Source organism: Streptomyces xanthophaeus, assembly GCF_030440515.1.
Taxonomy (GTDB): domain Bacteria; phylum Actinomycetota; class Actinomycetes; order Streptomycetales; family Streptomycetaceae; genus Streptomyces; species Streptomyces kutzneri.
Genome location: NZ_CP076543.1, coordinates 5670017 through 5695494, shown reverse-complemented (window position 1 = coordinate 5695494; position 25478 = coordinate 5670017). Strand labels below are relative to the sequence as shown.

Genomic DNA, 25478 nt, shown 5'->3' with positions numbered 1-25478 from the left:
GGCCGCCGGGGTGGGGTCGGGGGCCCGGTCAGAGGTCCGTGACGCGCAGGCCCGCGTGGGCCTTGTAACGGCGGTTGGTGGAGATCAGGTTGGCCACCAGGGACTCGACCTGGTGGGCGTTGCGCAGGCGGCCGGCGAAGACACCGCGCATGCCCGGGATGCGGGCGGCCAGGGCCTGGACGATGTCCGTGTCGGCGCGGACCTCGCCGAGGACCATCACGTCGGTGTCGATCTCGTCGATCGACTCGTCCTGGAGCAGGACGGCCGAGAGGTGGTGGAAGGCGGCGGTGACCCGGGAGTCCGGGAGCAGGGCGGCGGCCTGCTGGGCGGCGCTGCCCTCTTCGACCTGGAGGGCGTAGGCGCCCTGCTTGTCGAAGCCGAGCGGGTTGACGCAGTCCACCACGAGCTTGCCCGCGAGGTCCTCGCGCAGCGCTTCGAGGGTCTTGGCGTGGCCCTCCCACGGCACCGCGATGATGACGATGTCGCTGCGGCGCGCGCACTCGGCGTTGTCCGCGCCCTCCACGCCGAGGCCCAGTTCACCGGCCGCGGTCTGCGCGCGGTCGGCGGCGCGGGAGCCGATGATCACCTTCTGGCCGGCCCTGGCGAGCCGGTAGGCCAGGCCCCGGCCCTGGTCTCCGGTGCCACCGAGGACGCCGACGACGAGGCCGGACACGTCCGGCAGCTCCCACGGGTCCTTGACCGGCGGCTTCTGCGTGTTGTCTGAGGAAGTCATGGGGGCGAGGGTACTGCCGGGTAGCCCACAGTCGAAGGGTGGCGAAGGGGAAGGAACCGCTCCCCGTGTCGCCCGCATGGTGCAGGATGCCGGTATGGACGCCGTGAGGGTCGCGCTGCTGCGCGAGGTGCTCGCCGGTACGCAGTGGCCGGGCGCCGCGCGCCGCTTCGCGGGATCGCTGCGCCGGTCCGTCGTACCGGGCGGCGGTCACCTGCTGCTGGTGGGGACCGAGGGCTACGAGCCCTGGCATCTGGCGGCGCACCTGGTGGACGAGGCCGCCTGGTCGGGTCTGCCGGAGCTGGCGCCCACCCTCGTACGCCACCACGTACGGCCCGGGGAGCCGCCGCACCTGTCGGTGGGGCTGGGCCGGCTGGCGGCGGCCCGGCGCGGGTACACGCTGCTGGTGGTGGCACCAGGGGCACCGGGTGAGGGGCTCCTGGAGCGCGTCCACGACGCGCGGCGCGCGGGGGCGACCGTACTGTCCCTGGACGGCGGGGACCCGGATCTGGGGGCGCTCGCCCACGACGCGCTGTCGGTACCGGCACCGGTGCCGGAGGACGGGATGGATCTGGACACCGTGCAGCACCTGGTCAGCGCGGCGGCCGGGGAGAACACCGGGCCGGTGCGGCGCGGACCGCGCCGGTTCAGGGACCGGCTGGCGCGGCTGGCCGACCACCTGACCGCGCCGCCGCCCAGCCGCTGGTAGCGGTCTACGCCCCGCCCGTGCCGGTGGCGCCCTCTTCGTCCTCGCGGGTCTTGTCGTTCCACTTGGGGTCGTTCTGCCATTCGAGGTTGCGTTCCTGCGCCGTCTCCATGGCGTGGTTCGCCTCCTCCGGGGTGCTGTAGGGCCCGAACCGGTCCTTGGCCGGGCAGTCGGGGCCTTCTTCGACCTTCTTGTGGACCAGGCAGTAGTACCACTCGCCGGGTTTGCCCACCTGACGCTTCTTGAACAGGGCCATCGTCGTCGGGCTCCTCTCATACCGCTCTATCCCGCCATGCTGCCCCATCCCCGCTGGATACACTCGCTCGCATGTCTGGCCAGTCGCTGCTCGTACCAGGCGAGCTCTCTCCCGTCCGTTCCGTTCCCGGAAACATCCGCCGGCCCGAGTACGTGGGCAAGCCCGCGCCCGCTCCGTACACCGGACCGGAGGTGCAGTCGGCCGAGACCATCGAGGCCATGCGCATCGCCGGCCGGATCGCCGCCCAGGCGATGGAGGAGGCCGCGAAGCTGATCGCGCCGGGGGTGACCACCGACGAGCTCGACCGGGTCGCCCACGCGTACATGTGCGACCACGGGGCCTACCCCTCGACGCTCGGTTACCGGGGCTTCCCGAAGTCGCTGTGTTCTTCCGTGAACGAGGTCATCTGCCACGGCATCCCCGATTCCACCGTCCTGCGCGACGGCGACATCGTGAACCTCGACGTGACCGCGTACATCGGCGGCGTGCACGGCGACAACAACGCGACCTACCTGTGCGGGGAGGTGGACGAGGAGTCGCGGCTGCTGGTGGAGCGCACCCGGGAGGCGCTGAACCGGGCCATCAAGGCCGTCAAGCCGGGCCGCCAGATCAACATCATCGGCCGGGTCATCGAGTCGTACGCGAAGCGCTTCGGCTACGGCGTCGTCCGGGACTTCACCGGCCACGGCATCAACACGTCCTTCCACTCGGGCCTGATCGTCCCGCACTACGACAGCCCGCACGCCACCACCGTCATCGAGCCCGGCATGACCTTCACCATCGAGCCGATGCTGACGCTGGGCACCCACGAGTACGACATGTGGGAGGACGGCTGGACGGTCGTCACGAAGGACCGCAAGCGGACCGCGCAGTTCGAGCACACGCTGGTGGTCACGGACTCCGGCGCGGAGATCCTCACCCTCCCCTAGGCATGTCCACGATCGCGGCCGGGCCCGGTGCACCTGTGCACCGGGCCCGGCCCTGTTCCTGCGGACTGCGTGCGGACTGCCTGCCGACTGTCCGCGGACTGCCTGCCGACTGCCCGGGGGCTACGCGCTGAGCGGGAACTGCTCGCCCAGCTCCCGGAAGACCGCGCCGTTGAAGTCGAAGGCGCGCTTGCACTCGTCGATGATGCGCTGCTTCTCCAGGTCGTCCGCCGCTATGGCGTCCAGCAGCTCGCGGTAGGTCCGCTTGAAGGCCGCCGGGTTGGAGATGTCCGCGAAGACGTAGAACCGGACGCCGTCACCCTTGCGCTCGAAGCCCCAGGTGCGCTCGGCCTTGTCGCGGATGATCTGGCCGCCGGAGAGGTCGCCCAGGTAGCGGGTGTAGTGGTGGGCGACGTACCCGCCCGGCCACCGCGCCGCGCACTCGGCCACCCGGTCGGCGTACGCACGCGTCGCGGGCAGCGCCACCACGCTCTCGCGCCAGTCCGGGCCCACCAGGTGGGCGAGGTCGCGCTCGATCTCGGCGACGCGCATGAGCTCGGGCTGGATGAACGGGCCTGCCACCGGGTCGTCCTTGAGGGATTCGGCCGCGTCCTCCAGGGCCCGGTACACGAACCACAGCTGTTCGGTGTAGCGCGTGTACGCGTCCACGCCGAGCCGTCCACCCAGCAGATCGCTCATGAAGGTCGACGTCTCGGCCTCGGTGTGCTGCTCGTGCGAGGCGACGCGGATGACCGTAGAGAAGGCGTCCAAGGCGGACCTCCAGGAGAAGGAAACAGGCGTGACGGCAGCACCGTCACGCCCGATCCTCCTACTTAGGCTTGCCTAAGTCAATGAGTTCCCGACGCCCTGTCGGTAAAAAATCCGGCCCCGCGCCGGTGTCAGCTGCCCGAGAGGGCCCAGAGCGTGAGCCACCCGATGAGGAGCAGGTGGGGGTAGAGGAAGGCCAGGAGGCAGCCCGTGCTCCCCAGCGCGAGGCGCCGTCTGCGCTGCGCGTCCGTCCGGGGCGGGATCCAGGTGAAGGCCACCATCGCCAGCGGGAGGGCGTAGAAAAGGACGAACCCGGGCGGGAAGCCGGGCAGGTAGGAGCTCGCCCGGCCGCACCACACGGCCGCCGGGGCCAGTGCGGTGAAGAGCGCCGCCACCGGCAGCCACCGCTGCCGCTCGCCGGGGCGGCCGGTCACCGAAGTCTGCGTCATGACGCCATTGCACCGTGGCGCCCGGCGGCCGCGTCAGCGCCCGCGTACTCACTTCCTCCTGTGCGGGATACCCAGGGGGTGTGTGTCAGATCCTGTCCGGGGACGGGGCGAAACGGACGCGCCCGCCGATCTCCACGGTGCCGTCCGGGCCGGGGGCGGTGAGGATCTGGGATCCGGCGCCCTGGGTGATGTTCAGGGCGCGGTTCAGCTGGGCCGTCAGCAGGATCGCCGCCGAGCCGGTGGCCTCGTCCTCGGCGATGATCCCGTCGGGGCGGCGCGGGAATCCCCGGGCGCGCACGCGGCCCGCGGCCTCGTCCTCCCAGGCCCAGGCGTACAGCCAGCCCTCGCCGGGCGGCGGAGAGGGAAGCGCCTCGACCTCGGCGACGGATCCGTACTGCTCGGTGCGCTTGCCCTCGACCCACTCCGGGCGGGCCGTGATCCAGGTGAACTCCCCGTCGTCACGGGCCCATACGGATCCGGCGGGCGGCTGGAGCTCTTCGATGTCCAGCAACCACGCGGCCCCGACCAGCGGGTGCCCCGCGAAGGACATGCGCGTGCCGGGGGTACGGATGTCGACGATCCCGCGCTCGGGGTCGTCGACGAACACCGTCTCGCTGTAGCCGAGTTCGGCGGCCAGGGCCTGCCGCGACGCGTCGTCGGGGCAGGTCCGGCCGTCGCGTACGACACCGAGCAGGTTGCCGAAGCGGCCGTCACCCGCGCAGAAGACCTTCAACACGTCGAGATCGTTCACGCGGGAATTGAAGCACGGCTCAGACCTGGGCCGTACGGCGCCTGCGCGCGAAGTACACCGCGGCCGCGCCGGCCGCGATCACCACGCCGGACGTGGTGAGCAGGGCCCCGGCCGGGATCTCGGCACCGGTGTTGGCGAGGTTGCCGCCGACGGCGGAGGAGCCACCGCCGACGGTGCCGCCCGTACCGCGCGTACCGCCGGTCGTACCGCCCGTGGTGCTGCCGGTGGTGCTGCCGGTTCCGCCGGTGGTGCCGCCGTTCGAGCCGCCCGTCGTCCCGCCGGTCGTCCCGCCGGTGCTCGGCAGGGTGGCGTCCTTGTCCACCGCCACGGCGAAGGTGAGCGGGTCGATCGCGTCGCCCGCCTTGTACATGGAGCCGGTGGTGTCGTTGGCGAAGGCGGCCGCGCCCTCGGCGGTGAAGACCGCCGGGACCGCATTCAGCGCCAGGACGCCGTTCTTGGTCTTGTAGTCGGTCTTCGACAGGTCGAGCGTGGCGAAGCGAAGGCCCGTCCTGGTGCCGGAGCCGTTCTTGACGTCCACGTAGAGGGTGCCGGTCTTGCCGGTGGCCTCGACGCGGGGGCTGCCGAAAGTCATGTCGATGCCGTGGGCCTCGTACCGGAAGCGGAGGTTGCCCTCGAAGGAGGCGTTCAGCTTCTGCTTCTTGACGTCGAGGTCGCCCTTGCCGAAGGCGAAGTCGAAGGTGTCGCCGTTCTTGGCGGCGCCACCGGCCGGGGTGATCGAGCCCGCGCTCAGCACGTACTTGCGGAAGGACTCCTTCACGCCCCACGTCAGCTTGCCGCTGAGCACCTTCTGCGTGTCGTCGGCCGGAGGGGTCGGGTTCTTCGTGGTGTTCTCCGGGGTCGGCTCGGGGTCGGGCTTCTTCTCGAACTCCAGCTTCGCGGTGAGCGGGTCGCCCGGCTTGTCCTTGTAGCCCGGCGAACCGAGCACGTCCGCGGCCTCCTGGGTGAGCGTGGTCGCCAGACCGTTCATCGCCTGGCCGGCGAAGGCCACGGTGGCCATCGGCACGTCCTGGGTGGTGGTGCCGCCCTTGGTGACGTCCGCGGTGAGCTTCTTCGTGCCGGTGTCGATCCGGATGTCGGAGAGCTTGACCTCGAAGCCGTGGCCGGCCGGCGGGGCGGGCGAGGAGAAGGTGACGCTGCCCTTGAAGGCCGCCTTCACCACGTGCCCGTTGGCCGGCTCGTACGCGCCGGTCGGCTCGACGAAGCGCAGGGTGCCGTCCTCGTTCTGCCTGGCCCCGTCCGCGACGGTGATGGTGCCCTTGGCCATGCCGGTCACGTAGGCGCGGTAGCTCGCGAGCACACCCCAGTCGAGGGTGCCACCGGTGATCTTCATCGGTTCGGTGGGCGGGCCGCCCGCGGCGGTGGCGGGCAGGGCGAAGGCGGTGGCGCCGAGCGCCGCGGCGGTCAGGACCGCGGCCGCGAGGGAGATCGGGCGTCGGATGGACGACATGGCTGGGTACTCCTGAAGGGACCGGGGGAAGGGGCGAGGAGGGGGTGCCTACCGCGGCGCGTCGGCCGGGGCGGCCGAGGCGGCTGCCGTACGACGCTTGCGCACGACCAGGAAGGTGCCGCCGCCGGCCAGGACCAGGACGGCCACGGCGAGGGCGATGAAGAGCCCGGCGTCCGAGGACTCGGCGGCCTTCGCGGCGGGGGCGGGCCCGGCGGACGGCGACGCGGACGCGGGGGCGGGGGCGGGCGAGGCCGTCGAGCCCAGGTCGGGCAGGGCGGGCAGCTGGGCGGTGGAGTCCAGGGCGACGGCGAGCGAGACGGGGTCCATCTCGGTGCCGGCCTTGTACATGGAGTTGAAGGCCTGGGAGCCGCCCTCGGTGAGGGTGGCCGGGGCTTCGGTCAGGGTGGCCAGCTTGCCCTCGGTCTTCAGACCCTTGGCGTCGAACTCCACGAGGGGGACGGCGTTCTTCGTCGCGCCGCCGGCGGTGACGTCCGCGGACAGGACGCCCTTGCCGTTCTCCACCTTCACGCTCATCTTGCCGAGCGTGAGGTCCAGGTGGGCGCCGGTGAACCGGACCGTACCGGCGAAGGCCGCGTCAAGAGTGCCCTTCGCGCCGTCGAACGAGCCTTTGCCCTGCGGGAAGCGGAACAGCGCGCCGCCGTCCTGGGCGCCCTCGGCGAGGGTCCACTTGCCCTGGCCGACCGAGCCGGTGACGTACTCGCGGAAGGTGCGGCGCACCCCCCAGTCGACGGCGGCGTCGGCGAAGGCGCCCGGCGCCTGCAGGGTCTGACCGGTGGCGCCCGGCTGTGCGGTCGTCGCCGACGGCACGGGCTCGGCGGCCGGGGCGGTCCTGACGTCGGCGGAGAGCGAGACGGGGTCGAGCGGGGTGCCGGCGCCGTAGTAGCCGGCGAAGGCCTTGGCGCCTTCCCCGGTGAGGGTGGCCGGGATGTTCGTGAGGGACAGCGGGCTGGCGCCGCCCTTCATGTTGATGCCGCCGACGCCGAGCGAGGCGAAGGCGACCTGCGACTGGTTGGTGACCGCGCCACTGTCCTTGGCCTTGCTGGAGACGTCCACGTACAAGGTGCCCTTGCCGCCGGAGATCTTGACGGTCGGGCGGCTGATGGACATGTCCAGCTCGTAGACGCCGTCGGGCTTCTGGTGGCCCTGGAAGGTCACCCCGCCCGAGTAGGAGGCCTCGAAGGTGCCGGAGTCGGGGTCGTAGGAGCCGGCCGCCGAGTGGAAGCGGAAGAGGCTGCCGCCCACGGTGGCCGCGCCGCTCTTCAGCTTGAAACCGCCTTTTGCGACCGGACCCGTGACATAACTCTGGAAGGACGATTTGATGCCCCAGTCGAGTCGACCCCCCTGTACGGTGCCCGCCTGGGCGGCGGTCGCCGGGAGCAGAGCGCCCAGCAGGGCCGCCAACAGGGCGACGGCGAACGTACGGACGGGTCTTGCGGGCATGAATGCCCCCTCCTCAGGTCTAGCGAGCAAGGTTAGGCTAACCTAAGCTAACCACGGCCGGATGAACACCCCCCGGTCTCCAGAACCTCAGTCGGACGATCAGGACGGTGCCTTCGTGCCTACGCCCGCCGCGTCAACCCGCTTTGCCCGTCTCGCAGTTGCCGTGGCAGCACTGGCACTCGCGCTGACGGCCTGCGGAGGTACGGCCACCACCCCGGGCTCATCCGCCCCCGGCGCAGCCGCGGTCCCGGACCGGCTGGAACCGCTCCCGGCGCCACAGCCCGCCCTGCCGGTCACCGTGCCCTCGGTCGACGGCGCCCAGGTCACGATCACGTCCGCGGACCGGGTCGTCCCGCTCAGCGGCAGCCTCAACGAGATCGTCCACACGCTCGGACTCGGCAAGCAGGTCGTCGCCCGGGACATCACGGCCACCTTCGAACAGGCCGCCCAGCTACCGGTGGTGACACGTGGACACGACGTCTCCGCGGAGAGCGTCCTGTCCCTCCGGCCGACCCTCGTCATCGCGGAGACCACCAGCGGCCCCGGAGAAGCGATTCAGCAGATCCGCGACGCCGGCGTCCCGGTCCTCGTCATCGCCCCCGCCAGGGGGCTGGACGACATACCGAGGCGCATCGACGCCGTGGCCGCCGCGCTCGGCGTCAAGGAGGCCGGCACGCAGCTGAACCAGCGCACCGCGGACCGGATCGCCGCCGCCCGCCGCAACGTTCCCGCCGCCACGGCCAAGCAGCCCCGGGTGGCCTTCCTCTACCTCCGCGGCACCGCCTCCGTCTACCTGCTGGGCGGCTCGGACTCCGGAGCGGCCTCACTCCTCGAAGCGGCCGGCGCGGTCGACACCGGCAAGGAGTCCGGCCTCGGCAAGGACTTCACCCCGATCACCAGCGAGGCCCTGGCGGCCGCCGCGCCCGACGCGATCCTCGTCATGTCCAAGGGCCTCGAATCGGTCGGCGGCATCGACGGCCTGGTGAAGATCCCGGGCGTCGCCCAGACCCCGGCCGGCATGGACCGCCGGGTGGTCACGGTCGACGACGGCGTCCTCCTCAACTACGGCCCCCGCACCGACCAGGTCCTCTCCTCCCTGGTCACCCAGCTCTACGGCCGCCTGCGGTGACCCGCCACGACCCCGAAGCAAGGACCGCTCCCGAGACGGACTCCGACGAGTCGGCGGTCGCGCTCGGTTCCGACGGGGACGGGAGTGTGCCGGGGCGATCCCCGCAGGGCGCCGAACGCACTGCCGCCGCGCCTTCCGACCCCTCGCCACGTTCGGCGCCCGAGGAGACGCCCCGGCGCGCGCCCGGCCCCGGCGGAACCGCCACCACCACCACCGCCCCGGCAAAGCCCCGCGACCGCGACGGCAACGGCAACGGCAACGGCAGACGCAGGCCCGCCCTGCTCACCGCCGCCCTCGTGGCGACGCTCGCCCTCCTCGCCCTGCTCTCCGCAGGAGTCGGCGCCTACGACATCCCCCTCGCCGACGTCCTCGCCTCCGTCCAGCACCACCTCGGCCTCGGCGGAGCCCCCCTCGACCGGGTCGGCGAGAGCGTGCTGTGGAACGTCCGTCTCCCCCGCGTCGTGCTCGCCCTGCTCGTCGGCGCCAGCCTCGGCTGCGCGGGCGCGCTCATGCAGGGCGTCTTCGGCAACCCCCTCGCCGAGCCCGGCGTCATCGGCATCTCGGCCGGCGCCGCCGTCGGCGCGGTCGCCGCCATCGGCCTCGGCCTCAGCTTCTTCGGCAACTGGACCATCACCGTCTGCGCGTTCGTCGCCGGCCTGATCACCGTAAGCTCGGTCTACCTCCTCTCCCGCAACGGCGGGAAGACGGAGGTCGTCACCCTGATCCTCACCGGCATCGCCGTCAACGCCTTCGCCGGGGCCCTCATCGGCCTGTTCGTCTTCTTCGCGGACAGCGGCCAGGTCAACCAGATCACCTTCTGGCAGCTCGGCTCCCTCGCCCAGGCCACCTGGCCCAAGGTCCTCGCCGTCCTGCCCTGCGCCGTCGCCGGCCTGCTGATCGCCCCCTTCTACTCCCGCCGCCTCGACCTCCTCGCCCTCGGCGAACGCCCGGCCCGCCACCTCGGCATCGACGTCGAACGGCTGCGCCTCTCGCTCATCCTGGTCGTCGCGCTGCTCACCGCCGCCGCCGTCGCCGTGGCCGGCGTCATCACCTTCATCGGCCTGCTCGTGCCGCACCTGCTGCGCATGGCCACCGGGCCCGGCCACCGCTTCCTGGTTCCCGGCAGCGCCCTCGCCGGCGCGGTCGTCCTCGTCGCGGGCGACCTGGCCGCCCGTACCCTCGCCCAGCCCGCCGAGCTGCCGCTCGGTGTGCTGACCGCCCTGCTCGGCAGCCCGTTCTTCTTCTGGCTGCTGCGCCGCACTCGCCGCAAGCAAGGAGGCTGGGCGTGACCGACAGGCCGAACGGCAAGCCGACGAACGAGCGGACGAACAAGCCGAACGCCGAGCCGACCGACGAGCCCACGGGCAAGCCGGCCGCAAGGCGCGCCGGGCCGCTGGCCACCACCCTGACCCGGCTGCTCACCCGCTCGCGCAGGACCGTCCCCGCCCGCCCCGCCCGGGGCGACGCGGTCGCCGAGGCCGTGGACCTGTACCTGCGGCTGGGGCAGCGCGAGGTCCTCGCCGGGATCGACCTGACCGCCCGGGCCGGCGAGGTACTGGCCCTGGTCGGCCCGAACGGCGCGGGCAAGTCCACGCTGCTCGGCGCACTCGCCGCCGACCTGCCCGCCGCCTCCGGCGTGATCCGGATCGACGGCCGCCCGGTGGGCGACTGGAGCGCCCCGGACCTGGCGCTGCGCCGCTCCGTACTTCCCCAGTCGGCCGCACTCTCCTTCCCCTTCCCGGTGGAGGACGTCGTACGGATGGGCCGCGCGCCCTGGGCCGGCACCCCCTTCGCCGAGGCCGACGAAGAGGCGGTGGCCGTCGCCATGGCCGCCACCGAGGTCACGGACTTCGCCGCCCGCCCCTTCTCCGCTCTCTCCGGCGGTGAGCGGGCCCGGGTCGCGCTGGCCCGCGTACTGGCCCAGCGGGCCCCGCTGCTGCTGCTCGACGAGCCGACCGCCGCCCTCGACCTGCGCCACCAGGAGCTCGTGCTGCGCATCTGCCGGGAGCGGGCCGCGGCCGGGGACGCGGTCGTCGTCGTCCTGCACGACCTGGGGCTGGCCGCCGCCTACGCGGACCGGGCCGCCGTCCTGCACGACGGGCGGATCGCCGCGGACGGCCCGCCCGCCGAGGTGTTCGAGGGCGAGCTGCTGAGCCGGGTCTACCGGCAGCCGGTGGAGGTGCTCCCGCACCCGCGCACCGGGGCCCCGCTGGTGGTTCCCGTACGGGCTTGACCTCCGCTTGACCATGCCATGGGGCTGCCGTGAAGGCCCCGTGACAGGGCCGTGTCCGGGACCCAAACGTATGAGCTGAATCACGGTACGAGAGGGTATGGGTGAGGTAAGCCTCGGTTAAGTTAGGTCCGCCTCATCGGCCTTTCCCTCCATGGGACGGCCCCTTCGCCCGACGCCAGGAGCCCCTATATGCGCCCCGCTCGCCTCACTGTCATCGCCGCGGCCTCCGTGGCGGCCGCACTGACCGCCGTCACCGGCTGCTCCCAGAAGAGCGACGCGGGCGACAGCGACGCGATCAAGGTGGCGGCGTCCGACAGCGCCTGCGACGTGTCGAAGACGGAGTTCCCGGCCGGCAAGGTGCAGATCGACGTCGAGAACAAGGGCGCCAAGGTCACCGAGGTCTACGTCCTCTTCCCGGACGCCCGCATCGTGACCGAGCGCGAGAACATCGGCCCCGGCACCAAGGCCTCCATCACCGCCGAGATCAAGGCGGGCGACTACGAGATCGTCTGCAAGCCCGGCATGAAGGGCGACGGCATCAAGCAGAAGGTCAAGGTCACCGGCAAGGGCGCCGCCGAGGAGAAGCGCAGCCCCGAGGCGGACGCCGCGGTCGCCGCCTACCGCGCCTACGTGGTCCAGCAGGCCGAGGAGACCCTCCCCAAGGCGCAGGCCTTCGCGGACGCGGTCAAGGCCGGTGACGTCGAGGGCGCGAAGAAGCTCTACGCCGGCTCACGCATCGGCTGGGAGCGCACCGAGCCGGTCGCCGAGTCCTTCGGCGACATCGACCCGAAGGTCGACGTCCGCGAGGACGGCCTGGAGGCCGGCCAGGACGTGGAGAAGGACTGGACCGGCTGGCACCGCCTGGAGAAGGCCCTGTGGGCCGACAACAAGATCGGCGACCGCGAGAAGCAGCTCGCCGACACCCTGATCACGGACCTCACCGACTGGCAGAAGAAGGTCGGCCAGGCGGAGATCACCCCGACCTCGATCGCCAACGGTGCCAAGGAGCTCCTCGACGAGGTCGCCACCGGCAAGGTCACCGGCGAGGAGGAGCGCTACTCGCGCACCGACCTGGTCGACTTCAAGGCCAACGTCGAGGGTGCGCAGAAGGCGTACGAGCTGCTCAAGCCGATCGCCACGAAGAACGACCCGGAGCTGGTCAAGCAGCTCGACACCCAGTTCGCGGCCCTGAACACCCTTCTGGACAAGTACCGCGCCGACAAGGCCACCTACGAGTTCACCTCGTACGACAAGGTCGGCGAGCCGGAGCGCAAGGAGCTCTCGGACGGCGTGAACGCGCTCGCCGAGCCGCTCTCCAAGCTCGCCGCCGCGGTCACCAAGTAACCGGCAGAGACGGAAGGGCGGAGACCATGATGAGCGAGTCGGAGTCGGCAGGACAGCCGCAGCCGCAGCCGGAACAGCAGGCGGTCGACAAATCCTCGACCGCGCCCTCACGGCGTGCGGTGCTGGGCTGGGGCGGGGCCGGGCTCGCGCTCGGCGCCGCCGCGGCCGGCGGTGCGGTGACGGCGTTCGGCGGCGGCTCGGACATGGTCTCGGCCGCCGCGACCGGGGGCGCCGTGCCGTTCCACGGCGAGCACCAGGCCGGTATCGCGAGCGCCGTGCAGGACCGCCTGCACTTCGCGGCCTTCGACGTGAAGACGAAGGACCGCGAGGAACTGATCAAGCTCCTCAAGGAGTGGACGGTGGCGGCCCGGCTGATGACGGCCGGACTGCCGGTCGGTGAGGGCGGCTTCGGCGGCCTCCCGGAGGCACCGCCGGACGACACGGGCGAGGCGCTGGGCCTGAAGGCCTCGCGCCTCACCCTGACCATCGGTTTCGGTCCGGGCCTGTTCGCCAAGGACCGGTTCGGGCTGGAGGGCAAGCGTCCCGAGGCGCTGGTGGATTTGGAGCTGTTCCCCGGCGACAATCTGGACCCGGCCCGCTCCGGCGGCGACCTCTGCGTCCAGGCCTGCGCCGACGACCCGCAGGTCGCCGTGCACGCGATCCGCCAGCTGGCCCGCATCGGCTTCGGCCGCACCGCCATGCGCTGGTCGCAGCTCGGCTTCGGCAAGACCTCGTCGACCACCCCCGACGAGCAGACCCCGCGCAACATGATGGGCTTCAAGGACGGCACCCGGAACATCTCCGGCACCGACAAGGCCGCCCTGGACAAGCACGTGTGGGTCGGCGCGGGCGACGGCAGCGACTGGCTGACCGGCGGCTCGTACCTGGTGGCGCGCCGGATCCGGATGAACATCGAGACCTGGGACCGCACCCCGCTCCAGGAGCAGGAGGACATCTTCGGCCGTGACAAGGGCGAGGGTGCCCCGGTCGGCAAGTCCCGGGAGCGCGACGAGCCGTTCCTGAAGGCGATGAAGCCGGAGGCGCACGTGCGCCTCGCGCACCCGGACACCAACAACGGTGCGACGATCCTGCGCCGCGGCTACTCCTTCACCGACGGCACGGACGGACTGGGCCGCCTGGACGCGGGCCTGTTCTTCCTCGCCTACCAGCGCGACATACGCAAGGGCTTCATCCCGATCCAGCGCAATCTGGCCCGGTCCGACGTCCTCAACGAATACATCCAGCACGTGGGTTCGGCCGTCTTCGCCGTCCCGCCGGGCGTCCGTGACAAGGACGACTGGTGGGGCCGGACGCTGTTCGCGTAGTCCCCGCCGGAGAGGAACCACCGCCGTGTTCGGCAACTATCTGATCGGCCTGCGCGAGGGGCTGGAGGCCAGCCTGGTCGTCTGCATCCTCGTCGCGTACCTGGTGAAGACCGAGCGCCGGGACGCCCTGCGTCCCGTGTGGCTGGGCATCGCGATCGCCTGCGCGATCTCCCTCGCCTTCGGCGCGATGCTCGAATTCGGCACCCAGGAGCTGACCTTCGAGGCGCAGGAGCTGCTCGGCGGCACCCTGTCGATCATCTCCGTGGGTCTGGTGACGTGGATGGTCTTCTGGATGAAGCGCACCGCGCGGCATCTGAAGGCCGATCTGCACGGCAAGCTCGACACGGCGCTGGCCATGGGCACCGCGGCGCTGGTCGCCACCGCCTTCCTGGCCGTCGGCCGGGAGGGGCTGGAGACGGCCCTGTTCGTGTGGGCGTCGGTACGGGCCAGTGGCGAGGGTTCCTCGGCACCACTGATCGGTGTGCTGCTGGGCATCGCCACGGCGATCCTGCTGGGGTACCTCTTCTACCGGGGCACGCTGAAGATCAATCTGGCGAAGTTCTTCCGGTGGACCGGCGCCATGCTGGTGATCGTGGCCGCGGGGGTGCTCGCGTACGGGGTGCACGACCTCCAGGAGGCCCGTTTCCTCGGCGGCCTGGGCGACAAGGCCTTCGACATCAGCGGGACGATCCCGCCGGACAGCTGGTACGGGACCCTGCTCAAGGGCGTCTTCAACTTCCAGCCCGACCCGACCGTCCTCCAGCTCACGGTGTGGCTGCTGTACCTGGTCCCCGTGCTGACGCTGTTCCTCGTCGACCGCGGCCGCCCGGCGGCCACGCCGAAGGTGCGGCCCGCGGACTCGGACTCCGCGCCCGCCAACTGAGGGCGCGCGGCCGGACGGCCGCCGGCAGGCTGTGGTGAAGGGCCTTCGGGCCCGTCACCACAGCCTGTCGGTGTTTCCGGGGTGGAGCGGGACGCGGACGCCCGTGAAGGCGGCGCGGTCCCGGCCCGGGTCGTCCGTGAAGAACGCGGCGAGCACCACCTTGTCGAAGCCGGGTTCGTCGGTGGCCAGGGGATCCTCGGGAGTCCCGCCCACCAGGACCGTGCCGGGCAGCACTTCGAAGCCGGCCGCCTCGTAGAAGGCCGCCAGGGGCCGGTCGCAGCTGAACAGCGCCAGGTCCACGTCCGGGTCGGCCGCCAGCTCGGCGCGGGCCGCCGCGACCAGCCGGCCGCCGAGCCCGCGGCCGCGCAGCTCCGGCAGGGCGGCCACGGAGCTGAGTCCGGCGGCCCGGTACGTGCGGTCCGCGAGCGGAATCGGCTTGTACAGCAGCGACAGCGCGGCCGTCACCGTGCCGGCCGCGTCCACGAGCAGCATCGTCCTCGGGTCGAGCGCCGGGTCGTGGCCGGGGGTGGAGCCGGGCCACACTCTCGCCTCCAGCTCGGCGACCTGCCGGGCCGGGCCCGCGGGCAGGTCCGCCTCGGCATATCCGATCACCCTCACGAATCCAGCCCCTCCGTCGTTCGAGGAGCGGGGTCCGGGGCGGAGCCTCGGGAATCCGGGCCGATGAATTCGCTCACGGGATGCGGACGCCCTCGCCGCCCACCCTGACCCGGGGGTCACCGGCGCGCAGTTCCACCGTGAGCACACCGGGCCGGCCCATGTCCGTTCCCTGGTGGAGGGTGAGCACGGCGTCCGCCGGGACCAGGCCGCGCTCACGTGCGTACGCGCCGAAGGCGGCCGCTGCGGCTCCCGTGGCCGGGTCCTCCACCACGCCGCCCACCGGGAAGGGGTCGCGTACGTGGAACTCCGCCGGGCCCGCCCGGTGCACCAGCTGGACCGTGGTGAGGTCCAGGCGTCGCATCAGGGCCTCCAGCCGGGCGAAGTCGTAGTCCAGGTCGGCGAGCCGGGCCCGGGTGCGGGCACCGAGCACCAGGTGCCGGGCCCCGGCGTAGGCGATCGCGGGCGGGAACGCCGGGTCCAGGTCGGCCTCGGGCCAGTCCAGCGCGGCCAGTGCCTCGGCGAGGTCCGCCGCGCCGATCTCCTCGGTGTGCGGCTCGACGCTGGTGAGCGTGGCCCGCAGCCGCCCGTCCTCCGAGGTGACGGTCACCGGTACGGTCCCCGCCCGGGTGGCGAGGAGGAGCTCGCCCGGCCCGATCCGCTCCCCCAGCGCGACGGCCGTGGCCACGGTCGCGTGCCCGCAGAAGGGGACCTCCGCCTTGGGGCTGAAGTAGCGCACGGTGAAGGACCGGCCCTCCTCACCGCCGAACCCCTCGGGCGGGGCGGTCAGGAAGGCCGTCTCGCTGTAGCCCAGCCCGGCGGCGATCTCCAGCATGGCGTGCTCGTCCAGCCCCGCGGCGTCGAGCACGACCCCGGCGGGGTTGCCGCCGTCCGGGTCGTGGGAGAAAGCGGTGTAGCGCAGTACCTCGGTGTCGGTCATGCGGCCATGATCGTCCGCGTCTCCGCGGCCTGGCAATGTGTTTCGGCGGTGGATCCCGCGGGCTCAGCCGCGGCCGATGTACGGCATCGAGGTCGCCATCACCGTCGCGAACTGCACGTTCGCCTCCAGCGGGAGCTCAGCCATGTGCAGGACCGTACGCGCCACGTCGGCCGCGTCCATCACGGGCTCGACGGCCAGCTGCCCGTTGGCCTGGAGGATGCCGGTCTGCATCCGCTCGGTCATCTCGGTCGCCGCGTTGCCGATGTCGATCTGGCCGCAGGCGATCCGGTACGGCCGCCCGTCCAGCGACAGGGACTTGGTCAGGCCGGTCATCGCGTGCTTGGTCGCGGTGTAGGCGACGGAGTTCGGGCGGGGCACGTGCGCCGAGATGGAGCCGTTGTTGATGATGCGGCCGCCCTGCGGGTCCTGCCGCTTCATCTGCCGGAAGGCGGCCTGCGCGCACAGGAAGGAGCCGGTGAGGTTGACGTCGACGACCGAGCGCCAGGCCTCGTAGGTGAGGTCCTCCAGCGGGACCCCGCCCGGCCCGAAGGTGCCCGCGTTGTTGAAGAGCAGGTCGAGGCGCCCGTAGCGGGCCCGGACCGACTCGAACAGAGCAGTCACGTCGTCCGGGTCGCTCACGTCCGCCCGTACGCACAGCACGTCGGCGTCCTCCCCTGCGGCCCGGGCGGTCTCCTCCAGCGGTTCGGCGCGGCGGCCGGCCACGGCCACGGCCCAGCCCGCGGCGGCCAGGGTCAGCGCCACGGAGCGGCCGATCCCGGAGCCGGCGCCGGTCACCACGGCGATCTTCTTCGTACTTTCGTCCATGGGGCCGCAGGGTACGTCACACGGCGCTCCGTTCCCCGGACGTTCCGATTGCTGAGAGCATGGGGCGGTCAGGGGTGCGTAGATCAGATGAGAAGACTGGAGTTCCGCATGTCGGAGAGAGGCCCCGCGACGGCCGCCTCGCACGACTCGTCGCCCGATTCGCCCTCCGCCCCCACCGCCACAGCGCCCCTGACGGCCGCCCGCCGTACGGGCCTTCTGGTCACCTTCGTACTCGGCGGGCTCACCGCCCTCCCCCCGCTGTCCATGGACATGTACCTGCCGGCCCTGCCGCAGGTCACCGCCGCCCTGAACAGCCCTGCCGCGACCGTCCAGCTCACCCTCACGGCCTGCCTCGCCGGCATGGCCCTGGGCCAGCTCGTCATCGGCCCGATGAGCGACAAGTGGGGCCGCCGCCGGCCCCTGCTCATCGGCATGGTCGTCTACGTCCTGGCCACCGCGATCTGCGCGCTCGCCCCGACCACCGAGCTGCTGATCTCCTTCCGGCTGCTCCAGGGCCTGGCCGGCGCCGCCGCGATCGTCATCGCCCGGGCCGTCGTACGCGACCTGTACGACGGGGACGAGATGGCGCGCTTCTTCTCCACCCTGATGCTCATATCCGGGGCCGCCCCGATCATCGCCCCGCTCATCGGCGGCCAGGTGCTGCGCTTCGCCGACTGGCGCGGGGTCTTCCTCGTCCTGACCGTCGTCGGCACGGTGCTCACCCTGATGGTCTGGCGCGGCCTCGGCGAGACCCTGCCGCCCGAGCGGCGGCACACCGGCGGTGTCGGCTCCGCCCTGCGGACCATGCGGGGGCTGCTCGGCGACCGCGTCTTCGCCGGCTACACCCTGACCGGCGGCTTCTCCTTCGCCGTGCTCTTCTCCTACATATCCGCCTCGCCCTTCGTGGTGCAGGAGATCTACGGGGCCTCGCCCCAGGCCTTCTCCCTGCTGTTCGGGCTCAACTCCGTCGGCCTGATCCTCGTCGGCCAGATCAACGGCAAGCTGCTGGTGGGCCGGGTCCGCCTGGACAAGGTGCTGGCCGTCGGGCTCGCGGTCGTCCTGTCCGCCGCGGTGGCCCTGCTGCTGATGTCGACCGGGGTGTTCGGGGAGGTCGGGCTGACCCCGATCGCCGCCGCCCTGTTCGTCCTGATGTCGGCGATGGGCGTGGTGCTGCCGAACACCAACGCGCAGGCCCTGATGCGGACCCCGCACGCGGCCGGATCGGCCTCCGCGCTCCTCGGCACCTCCTCGTTCCTGATCGGCGCGATCGCCTCACCGCTGGTGGGGATCGCGGGCGAGGACACGGCGGTACCGATGGCGCTGGTCCAGCTGGTGTGCGCCCTCCTCGCCGTGAGCACCTTCCTCGGCCTGTGCCGCCCCTGGCAGAGCCGATCCGCCTCCACCGACGACCCCAGCCCCGTCGCCGCCTGAGGCGCGGGGTCCGGGGCGGAGCCCCGGACCCCGCGCCGCACGGGACCGGCGGCCGCACGGGACCGGCGGCCGCACCCGACCGGGCGGCCCCCGCCCCGGATCGGCGGCATAAACTTCGCAGGTGAACGCCTCCGCCCCCACCTCCGCCGACACCCTCCGCCGCACGCTCGGCGGGCTGCTCGACGGGCTCCCGCCGAAGCAGGCCGCGGCCGCCGTCGAGCGGCTCATCGCCAGCTACCGGGGGCAGACCCCGACCGACGCGCCCGTACTGCGTGACCGCTCCGACGTGGCGGCGTACGCGGCGTACCGGATGCCCGCCACCTTCGAGGCCGTCCGGAGCGCCCTCGACGGGCTGGCCGACGCCGCGCCCGGCTGGGCGCCGGGCTCGCACGTGGACGTGGGCGGCGGCACGGGCGCCGCGACCTGGGCGGTGGACGCCACCTGGGACGGACCGCGGGAGACCACGGTGCTGGACTGGGCGGAGCCGGCCCTGGCCCTCGGCCGGGAGCTGGCGGCCGCCTCGACCTCCGAGGTGCTGCGCGGGGCCGCGTGGCGGCGGGCCGTCATCGGCTCGGGGCTGAGCCTCCCCGAGGCGGACCTGGTGACGGTCTCCTACGTACTCGGCGAACTGACCGTGCCGGCACGCAAGGCCGTCGTCGCCGAGGCGGCGCGGGCCGGCCAGGCCGTGGTGCTGATCGAGCCGGGCACGCCGGAGGGGTACCTGCGCATCCGCGAGGCCCGTGACCAGCTGATCGAGGCCGGGCTGCGGATCGCCGCCCCGTGCCCGCACGACGCGACCTGTCCGATCGAGGTCGGCAAGGACTGGTGCCACTTCTCGGCGCGGGTCAGCCGCTCCTCCCTGCACCGGCAGGTCAAGGGCGGCTCGCTCCCGTACGAGGACGAGAAGTTCAGCTACGTCGCCGCGACCCGCTTCAGGCCGGAGCCGGCCACCTCCCGGATCACGCGGAAGCCGCAGATCCGGAAGGGGCTCGTCCTGCTGGAGCTGTGCGGCCCCGAGGGAGACGGCCTGACCCGGGTCAATGTGACCAAGCGCCACGGCGACCTGTACAAGGCCGCCCGGGACGCCGACTGGGGCCAGGCCTGGCCCCCGGCCCCCTGACGGGCTCTACGGTCGCAGCTCCTGGGTGCAGCACTTCACGCTGCCGCCGCCCTTGAGCAGCTCGCCCAGATCCATCGGGACCGGCTCGAACCCCCGGTCCCGCAGCGGCTCCAGCAGTCCGGTCGCCGCCTGCGGGAGCAGGACGTGCAGGCCGTCGGAGACCGCGTTCAGGCCGAGGGCGGCCGCGTCGCGGCCGTCGGCGATCAGGGCGTCCGGGAAGAGCCGCCTGAGCACGGCCTGACTGCCGGACGAGAAGGCGTCCGGGTAGTACATGATCTCGTCGCCGTCGAGGACGCTGAGCGCCGTGTCCAGGTGGTAGTAGCGCGGGTCCACCAGGTCGAGGCCGATGACAGGGCGGCCGAAGAACTCCTGGGCCTCGTCGTGCGAGAGCGGACTGGAGCGGAAGCCCCGGCCGGCCAGGATGTAGTTCGCGGTGACCGCGAAGTCCCCCTCGCCCTCGTTGACGTGGGACGGCTCGTGGATGTCCGGGTAGCCGTGGGTACGGAACCAGTCGAGGTGGATCTCGGCCTCGGCGGCCCGTTCCGGGTAGGCGAACCGGGCCCCGAGGACCCGGCCGTCGACGACGAGGGCCCCGTTCGCCGCGAAGACCATGTCGGGCAGCGCGGGGTCGGGTTCGAGGGTCTCGACGATGTGCCCGAGGGAGCGGTAGCGGTCCCTCAGGTCTTCCCACTGGGCCAGTGCGAGGGGCAGGTCCACCGGTTTCGTGGGATCCATCCACGGATTGATGGAGTACGTGACCTTGAAGTGTGCGGGTGGGCACATCAGGTAGCGCCGGGGTGTGGCGTCTCTGCGCAAAGAAGGCTCCTCACGACTTTCACGACTCGGGACGAGTGCTGGAGAGAATCGTCTCTCCTCCACCTGGACAGCACAGTGAACTGATTGGGTGGTTTACGCAAACCTGTGGAAAGACGAAACGTCTCGCTTTGATAGTTTCGGGCCATGCCCAAGATCCCTGACGCCACCCGCCGCAGCGACCGCTCCCGGCGCGCCATCCTCGACGCCGCGCTCGCCCTCGTCGGGGAGGTCGGCTACAACAAGCTGACCATCGAGGCCATCGCCGCCCGCGCGGGCGTCGGCAAGCAGACCATCTACCGCTGGTGGCCGTCGAAGGCCGCCGTCCTCCTCGACGCCTCCCTGGCCCTCGCCGGGGACGCGGAGACGGAGGCCGGATGGACCGGCTTCCCCGACACCGGGGACCTCGCCGCCGACCTGAAGCACGTACTGCGGGCGACGGTCGACGAGTTCAACGACGAGAAGTACGAGGCCCCCGCGCGCGCCCTGACGGCGGCCGGAGCGACCGACCCCGAGCTCGGCGCCCGCTTCACCGAGAAGCTGCTGGAGCCCCAGCTCGCCCTGTACGAGGCCCGGCTGCACACGGCCCGGGAGGCCGGCCAGCTCGCACCGGACACGGACCTGCGGCTGACCGTGGAGATGCTGGTGGGACCGCTGACCTACCGCTGGCTGCTGCGCACCGCGCCCCTGACCCACGCCTACACCGACGCCCTCGTGGACCGGGTACTGGGCGGGGTGGCCAACGTCACCGCCCGATAGCGGGCAGGGAATCGAAGATCAGCCGAGAAGATTTGGCCTGATTCTATGGATATGTGGGGGTTTCCGGTCGCGCATCTCCAACCCCCCGGTCGTCGAGAGCGGTCACCCGGGGCTCAGGATGGTGGGACCATGGGTTGGTCCGCCGGGGATACGGTGAGGTGAGGGGATAGATGGGGTCTGAGTCCGGCCGCGTCAAACGCGGCGAGCAGAGCAGGATTTCCCAGTGGCTGCGCCGGCGGCAGAAACCCACCGCCGAGGACCCCGGAGCGGAGCGCGAGGCGCTCCTCCTGGCCGTCGCCGCCGCGGGCCTGCCGCTCGCCCCCGCCGCCCATCCCGCCGGTTACCGATGTTCGTGCGACCGGATCGGCTGTCCGACCCCGGCCCGACATCCGATCTCCTTCGCCTGGCAGACCCAGTCGACCACCGACCGCGCACAGGTCGAACGCTGGGCGCGCAACCAGCCCCAGGCCAACTTCATCACCGCGACCGGCATGGTCCACGACGTGCTCGACGTCCCGCTGGAAGCCGGCACCGACGCCCTCGACCGGCTCCTGCTCGCCGGCATCAAGGTCGGCCCCGTCGCCGAGTCGGGCGGCACCGGCGACCAGGCCCGGATGCTCTTCTTCACCGCCACCCGCGGCACCCCCGAGGACGAGGACGAGTGGTGGCCCTGCGCACTGGACTGCCACCCCGAGACGATGGACGAACACCCGGGCCTGCGCTGGCACTGCCGCGGCAGCTATGTCCTGGTCCCGCCGGCGGCCCTGCCCGGTGACCAGGCGGTGACCTGGATCCGCGGCATGGAGCACCCCCTCCCGGACCCGCTCACCCTCCTCGAAACCCTGACGGACGCCTGCGCCACCTACGCGGGTACCGCGAACCTGACCCCGGCCACGGTCGCCTGGCCCCTGGGCCAGTAGCCCGGGCTCCGCCCGGCCTCGGGGCTCCGCCCCGAACCCCGCGCCCCGATCGCCGGCGGGGCTGAAATTGCCCTGCGGGCGATCCGGCCCGCCGGCGGGCCGGGAGCAGCGCCCCCGGCAACGGCGCCGCCGCCGGCTCAGTGGTGGATCTGCGTCACGACCACGTCGAGGGACCAGGCCTTCGCCGGCTTCGCAGGGGCCTCGGCCTCGACCGTGTACCCCAGGTCCCGCAGGGCCGTGACCAGCTCTGCGGGCGAATCCGGAGCGGCCCCGGCCAGCAGCAGGTCCCGTACCAGCCGCCCCTTCGTCGCCTTGTTGAAGTGGCTCACCACCGACCGCTTCTCGACCCCGTCCACCGTCTGCGAGTGCAGCACCCGGACGGACGCGGTCCGACCCGCCACCTCACCCTTCGGCTTCCACGCGGCCCCGTACGCCGCCGACCGCAGGTCCAGCACCAGCCCGTCCCCGGCCGCTTCCGGCATGACCTCCGCCATCGGCCCCCGCCAGTACGCGCCGAGCGCGCCCAGCCCGGGCAGCTTCACCCCCATCGAGCAGCGGTACGAGGGGATCGCGTCGGTGACGCGCACCGCACCCCACAGCCCCGAGAAGACGAGCAGCGCGTCCTCGGCCGACGCCCGCGCCGCCGCGGGCAGGCCGGCCAGGCCCAGCGCGTCGTAGAGCACGCCCGTGTAGATCTCGCCCGCCGGACGGGCGCCCGCCGTACGCAGCTCCGCGTTCTTGGCGACCTCGCCGCGCAGGCCCTCGCTCAGGCCCAGCACCTCGCGCGCCTTCGTCTCGTCCGCCGCGCACAGCTCGACCAGCTCCTCCAGCACCACCGCACGGGCCGGGGCCAGACCGGGCAGCGACAGCGCCTCCGGCTTCAGGGGTGCGCCGGAGCCGCCGGCGGCCTTTCCTTCGGACGGCGGCAGCAGCACGAGCACGGTGGTTCTCCTTCGGTACGACGTCGCAGGGGGTGCGGCCCCTCAGCCAGGGTAGACGGCCCGGCGCCCCACCCCACCGCTCGCACGAGGGCCGCAGGCCCGGCACCAGGCATGATCACGCCGGTCGGGGACGAAATGCGAAGGATCAAGGACACCGCACAGCTCTGCTGCAGCCGTCTCGCCTAGAAGACGCACGACAGCCGCTCCTCATGGGATCCGTTCCTGTAGCGTGACCCCGCTGCCGGAGTGGGGGCTGGGTACGTCGCGGCATTGCGCGGCATTGCGCACGCGCGGGGGGACTCCCCTGACGTGGAGCACGGGGAACGAACGTCCTTGGGACGCACCCCCGTTGGTGCGCGGGTGCGAGACAAGACGCGCCGTCGCACGAGGCCCGGTACAGCGCCTCCCCGGAGCGATCACGACCACCTCCGGCGCCATCATCGGGCAACTTCGCCGCGCCGTCGGCCCGTTCGCCGTCCCACAACCCCTCGGAACGTCCCGGGACAGGCACGTCACGGACCACGCCAACCGTTCGCCCGTGATCCCGTGCGCACCGGTCGCCGCCTGCAGGCCGCACGGCCTGCTTGCCGTCCCGAACCCGAATCGGGGCCGGTGGGACGCCCTGGGACACCCGGTCGCCTCCCGAATCTGCTCTAGGGTCTTCGCAGTTCGTCGTACGAGACCCGTGGCCAGGACCGCCTCCACAGCCGGCCGCGCCCCCTCCCCGCTCGTTCCGGCGTTCCCTTCTCCCGCTCGCCCAGTCAGGAGCCATGCCCTATGTCCCCTCACCCGAGCCCGTCTTTCACGGACGTGGTCGCCGCCCGGATGTCCCGGCGGAGCGTGCTGCTCTCCGGCGCCCTCGCGGTGGCGGCGGCCGGCCTCTCCGCGTCCCCGGCATCCGCCACGGGCCGGACCGACCCCGGTCCGGGCGGGGCGGGCCCGGACACCGCGGAGCTCGGCTTCACCGCCGTACCGGTCAGCGACGCCGACGCGGTCACCGTGCCCGCGGGCTACACGGCACAGACGCTCGCCCCGTGGGGGCAGCCGATACGCGCGGGCGGTCCGGCATGGCGCAAGGACGGCTCCGGCTCCGCCGCCGACCAGGCCCTGCAGATCGGGTCCCATCACAGCGGAATGCACTTCTTCCCGCTGCACCGCGGCCCGGCCGGCAGCCGCCGCGGCATGCTCGTGATCAACCACGAGTCCGCGGACCCCGCCCTCCTCCACCACGACGGGGGCGCCGGTGGGCCGGCCAGGGACCGGGTCGCCAAGGAGCTCGCCGCCCAGGGCGTCAGCGTCGTGGAGGTCGAGCTGACCGAGCGCGGCGGCTGGCGCGTCCTCGACTCGCGGCGCAACGCCCGGATCACCGGCACCAGCCCCGTCACCTTCTCCGGGCCGGTCGGGGCGGACCACCCGGCCCTGCGGACCGGACGCCCGCCGGTGGGCACGCTCAGCAACAGCGGGTACGGGGTGACGCCCTGGGGCACGTACCTGGCCTGCGAGGAGAACACGAACGCATGGTTCGGCACGGCCGACCACACCTGGCAGCCGACCCGCACCCAGCGCCGCTACGGCCTCGGCGCGAACGGCCACGGGAGGCGGTGGCACGAGGCGGACCCGCGCTTCGACCTCGCCGCCAACGGCAACGAACCGCACCGCTTCGGCTGGGTCCTGGAGATCGACCCCTTCGCCGCGCAGCGCTCCCCGGTCAAGCGGACCGCTCTCGGCCGCTTCAACCACTCCTCGGCGGCGGTGACCGAATCGGGCGGGCGGGCCGTCGTCTACAGCGGCGACGACCAGGACGGCGGCTACCTCTACAAGTTCGTGGGGGACGGTCCCTGGAAGACACACCGGTCGAAGGGCCGCAGTCCGCTGGACCACGGCACCCTCCACGTGGCGCGCTTCGGGGAGGACGGCACCGGCCGCTGGCTGCCGCTGTCGCACGGACACGGCCCGCTGACCCCGGCGCTGGGATGGCGGGACCAGGCCGACGTCCTGCTGCGCGCCCGGGAAGCCGCCGACGCCCTCGGTGCCACGCCTCTCGACCGGCCCCAGCAGATCACCGTCAGCCCGAACAGCCAGGACGTGTACTGCGCACTGGCCAACGGCACCGGCGGCCACCACCCCGGCCAGGGCTCCGGCGGCCCCCGTGACACCAACCCGTACGGGCACATCGTCCGCTGGCGGGAGGAAGGCGGTGCCGGCGCACACGACGGCTTCAGCTGGGACGTCGTCGTACTCGGCGGCGATCAGGTGCACGGCGAGGGCGTACTGCCGGACGCCGGGACGTTCGGCTCTCCGAAGGGCCTCGTGTTCGACTCCGCCGGACGGATGTGGATCCAGACCGGGATCTCCAACCACGCGGTGAGCCAGGCGGGCCACAAGGGCCTCGGCAACAACGCGGTGCTGGTCGCCGCACCGCGCGGCGAGGTCCGGCGCTTCCTGACCGCGCCGCGGGGCGCGGAGGTCACCGCGGCCGTGCTCACCCCGGACATGCGGACGATGTTCGTCAGCATCCAGCACCCCGGGGAACGCACGGCGGCCTGGGGGGAGCCCACGCCGGAGAACCCGCGGGCCGTCAGCGACTGGCCCGACCGCGACCCGGCGGGCCGTCCCCGCTCGGCCACGGTCGTCGTCCGCCGCACGGACGGCGGCGTCATCGGCGCGCGCTGAGCGCCGCCGCCC

At 72.5% G+C, this 25478-nt stretch carries 25 protein-coding genes; 13 read left to right on the top strand and 12 right to left on the bottom strand.

Annotated elements, in window-relative coordinates; translation table 11 throughout:
- Positions 1–28 precede the first annotated feature (28 nt).
- Positions 29–733: an NADPH-dependent F420 reductase gene (gene npdG / locus KO717_RS25385; protein ID WP_301371536.1), complete on the bottom strand. Its 705-nt coding sequence runs from the start codon at positions 731–733 to the stop codon at positions 29–31.
- 94 nt (positions 734–827) lie between these two features.
- On the opposite strand from npdG, the gene KO717_RS25380 reads away from it, so the two are divergent.
- Positions 828–1439: a hypothetical protein gene (locus KO717_RS25380; RefSeq protein WP_301371535.1), complete on the top strand. Its 612-nt coding sequence runs from the start codon at positions 828–830 to the stop codon at positions 1437–1439.
- Between the two features lie 4 nt (positions 1440–1443).
- On the opposite strand, the gene KO717_RS25375 is transcribed toward KO717_RS25380, so the two are convergent.
- A complete protein-coding gene (locus tag KO717_RS25375) occupies positions 1444–1692 on the bottom strand; it encodes a hypothetical protein (RefSeq protein ID WP_301371534.1) in 249 nt (82 codons plus the stop codon).
- A 71-nt stretch (positions 1693–1763) separates the two neighbouring features.
- On the opposite strand from KO717_RS25375, the gene map reads away from it, so the two are divergent.
- Positions 1764–2621: a type I methionyl aminopeptidase gene (map, locus tag KO717_RS25370; protein ID WP_301371533.1), complete on the top strand. Its 858-nt coding sequence runs from the start codon at positions 1764–1766 to the stop codon at positions 2619–2621.
- A 120-nt stretch (positions 2622–2741) separates the two neighbouring features.
- Here the strand turns inward: map and KO717_RS25365 are convergent, their stop codons facing one another.
- The 5 genes from KO717_RS25365 to KO717_RS25345 all read right to left on the bottom strand — a co-directional run bounded on the left by KO717_RS25365 (position 2742) and on the right by KO717_RS25345 (position 7515).
- Positions 2742–3389 (bottom strand): heme oxygenase (biliverdin-producing), encoded by a 648-nt coding sequence (locus KO717_RS25365; protein WP_301371532.1) that lies wholly within the window; start codon positions 3387–3389, stop codon positions 2742–2744.
- A gap of 128 nt (positions 3390–3517) precedes the next feature.
- Positions 3518–3835: a hypothetical protein gene (locus KO717_RS25360; RefSeq protein ID WP_301371531.1), complete on the bottom strand. Its 318-nt coding sequence runs from the start codon at positions 3833–3835 to the stop codon at positions 3518–3520.
- Between the two features lie 85 nt (positions 3836–3920).
- A complete protein-coding gene (locus KO717_RS25355; protein ID WP_301371530.1) occupies positions 3921–4586 on the bottom strand; it encodes a PhzF family phenazine biosynthesis protein in 666 nt (221 codons plus the stop codon).
- Between the two features lie 19 nt (positions 4587–4605).
- On the bottom strand, positions 4606–6054 hold the full coding sequence (locus KO717_RS25350; RefSeq protein WP_301371529.1) for an HtaA domain-containing protein: 1449 nt from the start codon (positions 6052–6054) through the stop codon (positions 4606–4608).
- 48 nt (positions 6055–6102) lie between these two features.
- The gene (locus tag KO717_RS25345; protein ID WP_301371528.1) at positions 6103–7515 is read right to left on the bottom strand and encodes an HtaA domain-containing protein; all 1413 of its coding nucleotides are present in this window, start codon (positions 7513–7515) and stop codon (positions 6103–6105) included.
- A gap of 61 nt (positions 7516–7576) precedes the next feature.
- Here KO717_RS25345 and KO717_RS25340 point away from each other — a divergent pair, with 61 nt between their 5' ends.
- The 6 genes from KO717_RS25340 (at position 7577) to efeU (ending at position 14429) form a co-directional block, all read left to right on the top strand.
- On the top strand, positions 7577–8644 hold the full coding sequence (locus KO717_RS25340; protein WP_437184574.1) for a heme/hemin ABC transporter substrate-binding protein: 1068 nt from the start codon (positions 7577–7579) through the stop codon (positions 8642–8644).
- An 86-nt stretch (positions 8645–8730) separates the two neighbouring features.
- Positions 8731–9933: a FecCD family ABC transporter permease gene (locus KO717_RS25335; protein WP_437184653.1), complete on the top strand. Its 1203-nt coding sequence runs from the start codon at positions 8731–8733 to the stop codon at positions 9931–9933.
- 104 nt (positions 9934–10037) lie between these two features.
- Positions 10038–10877: a heme ABC transporter ATP-binding protein gene (locus KO717_RS25330; RefSeq protein ID WP_437184652.1), complete on the top strand. Its 840-nt coding sequence runs from the start codon at positions 10038–10040 to the stop codon at positions 10875–10877.
- Between the two features lie 189 nt (positions 10878–11066).
- Positions 11067–12221 (top strand): iron uptake system protein EfeO, encoded by a 1155-nt coding sequence (gene efeO / locus KO717_RS25325; RefSeq protein WP_301371526.1) that lies wholly within the window; start codon positions 11067–11069, stop codon positions 12219–12221.
- Positions 12222–12247: 26 nt separating this feature from the next.
- Positions 12248–13546: an iron uptake transporter deferrochelatase/peroxidase subunit gene (gene efeB / locus KO717_RS25320; RefSeq protein WP_437184573.1), complete on the top strand. Its 1299-nt coding sequence runs from the start codon at positions 12248–12250 to the stop codon at positions 13544–13546.
- A gap of 25 nt (positions 13547–13571) precedes the next feature.
- A complete protein-coding gene (gene efeU, locus KO717_RS25315) occupies positions 13572–14429 on the top strand; it encodes an iron uptake transporter permease EfeU (RefSeq protein WP_301371524.1) in 858 nt (285 codons plus the stop codon).
- Positions 14430–14483: 54 nt separating this feature from the next.
- Here the strand turns inward: efeU and KO717_RS25310 are convergent, their stop codons facing one another.
- The 3 genes from KO717_RS25310 to KO717_RS25300 form a co-directional block, all read right to left on the bottom strand.
- Entirely contained in the window at positions 14484–15047 is a 564-nt protein-coding gene (locus KO717_RS25310; protein WP_301371523.1) for a GNAT family N-acetyltransferase, read from the bottom strand.
- 73 nt (positions 15048–15120) lie between these two features.
- Positions 15121–15984 (bottom strand): PhzF family phenazine biosynthesis protein, encoded by an 864-nt coding sequence (locus tag KO717_RS25305; protein ID WP_301371522.1) that lies wholly within the window; start codon positions 15982–15984, stop codon positions 15121–15123.
- 63 nt (positions 15985–16047) lie between these two features.
- A complete protein-coding gene (locus tag KO717_RS25300) occupies positions 16048–16809 on the bottom strand; it encodes an SDR family oxidoreductase (RefSeq protein WP_301371521.1) in 762 nt (253 codons plus the stop codon).
- A gap of 108 nt (positions 16810–16917) precedes the next feature.
- On the opposite strand from KO717_RS25300, the gene KO717_RS25295 reads away from it, so the two are divergent.
- Together KO717_RS25295 and KO717_RS25290 are read left to right on the top strand one after the other, a co-directional pair.
- Positions 16918–18240, top strand: a complete 1323-nt coding sequence (locus KO717_RS25295) for a Bcr/CflA family multidrug efflux MFS transporter (protein WP_301371520.1) — start codon at positions 16918–16920, stop codon at positions 18238–18240.
- A gap of 121 nt (positions 18241–18361) precedes the next feature.
- Positions 18362–19360: a small ribosomal subunit Rsm22 family protein gene (locus tag KO717_RS25290; RefSeq protein ID WP_301371519.1), complete on the top strand. Its 999-nt coding sequence runs from the start codon at positions 18362–18364 to the stop codon at positions 19358–19360.
- 6 nt (positions 19361–19366) lie between these two features.
- Here the strand turns inward: KO717_RS25290 and ddaH are convergent, their stop codons facing one another.
- On the bottom strand, positions 19367–20239 hold the full coding sequence (gene ddaH, locus KO717_RS25285; protein ID WP_367401542.1) for a dimethylargininase: 873 nt from the start codon (positions 20237–20239) through the stop codon (positions 19367–19369).
- A gap of 81 nt (positions 20240–20320) precedes the next feature.
- Here ddaH and KO717_RS25280 point away from each other — a divergent pair, with 81 nt between their 5' ends.
- Entirely contained in the window at positions 20321–20932 is a 612-nt protein-coding gene (locus KO717_RS25280) for a TetR/AcrR family transcriptional regulator (RefSeq protein ID WP_301371517.1), read from the top strand.
- 170 nt (positions 20933–21102) lie between these two features.
- Positions 21103–21852: a bifunctional DNA primase/polymerase gene (locus KO717_RS25275; protein ID WP_301371516.1), complete on the top strand. Its 750-nt coding sequence runs from the start codon at positions 21103–21105 to the stop codon at positions 21850–21852.
- 137 nt (positions 21853–21989) lie between these two features.
- Here KO717_RS25275 and yaaA read toward each other — a convergent pair whose 3' ends face one another.
- The gene (gene yaaA / locus KO717_RS25270; protein WP_301371515.1) at positions 21990–22793 is read right to left on the bottom strand and encodes a peroxide stress protein YaaA; all 804 of its coding nucleotides are present in this window, start codon (positions 22791–22793) and stop codon (positions 21990–21992) included.
- A 777-nt stretch (positions 22794–23570) separates the two neighbouring features.
- Here yaaA and KO717_RS25265 point away from each other — a divergent pair.
- Positions 23571–25466 (top strand): PhoX family protein, encoded by a 1896-nt coding sequence (locus KO717_RS25265; RefSeq protein ID WP_301371514.1) that lies wholly within the window; start codon positions 23571–23573, stop codon positions 25464–25466.
- Positions 25467–25478: the final 12 nt, after the last annotated feature.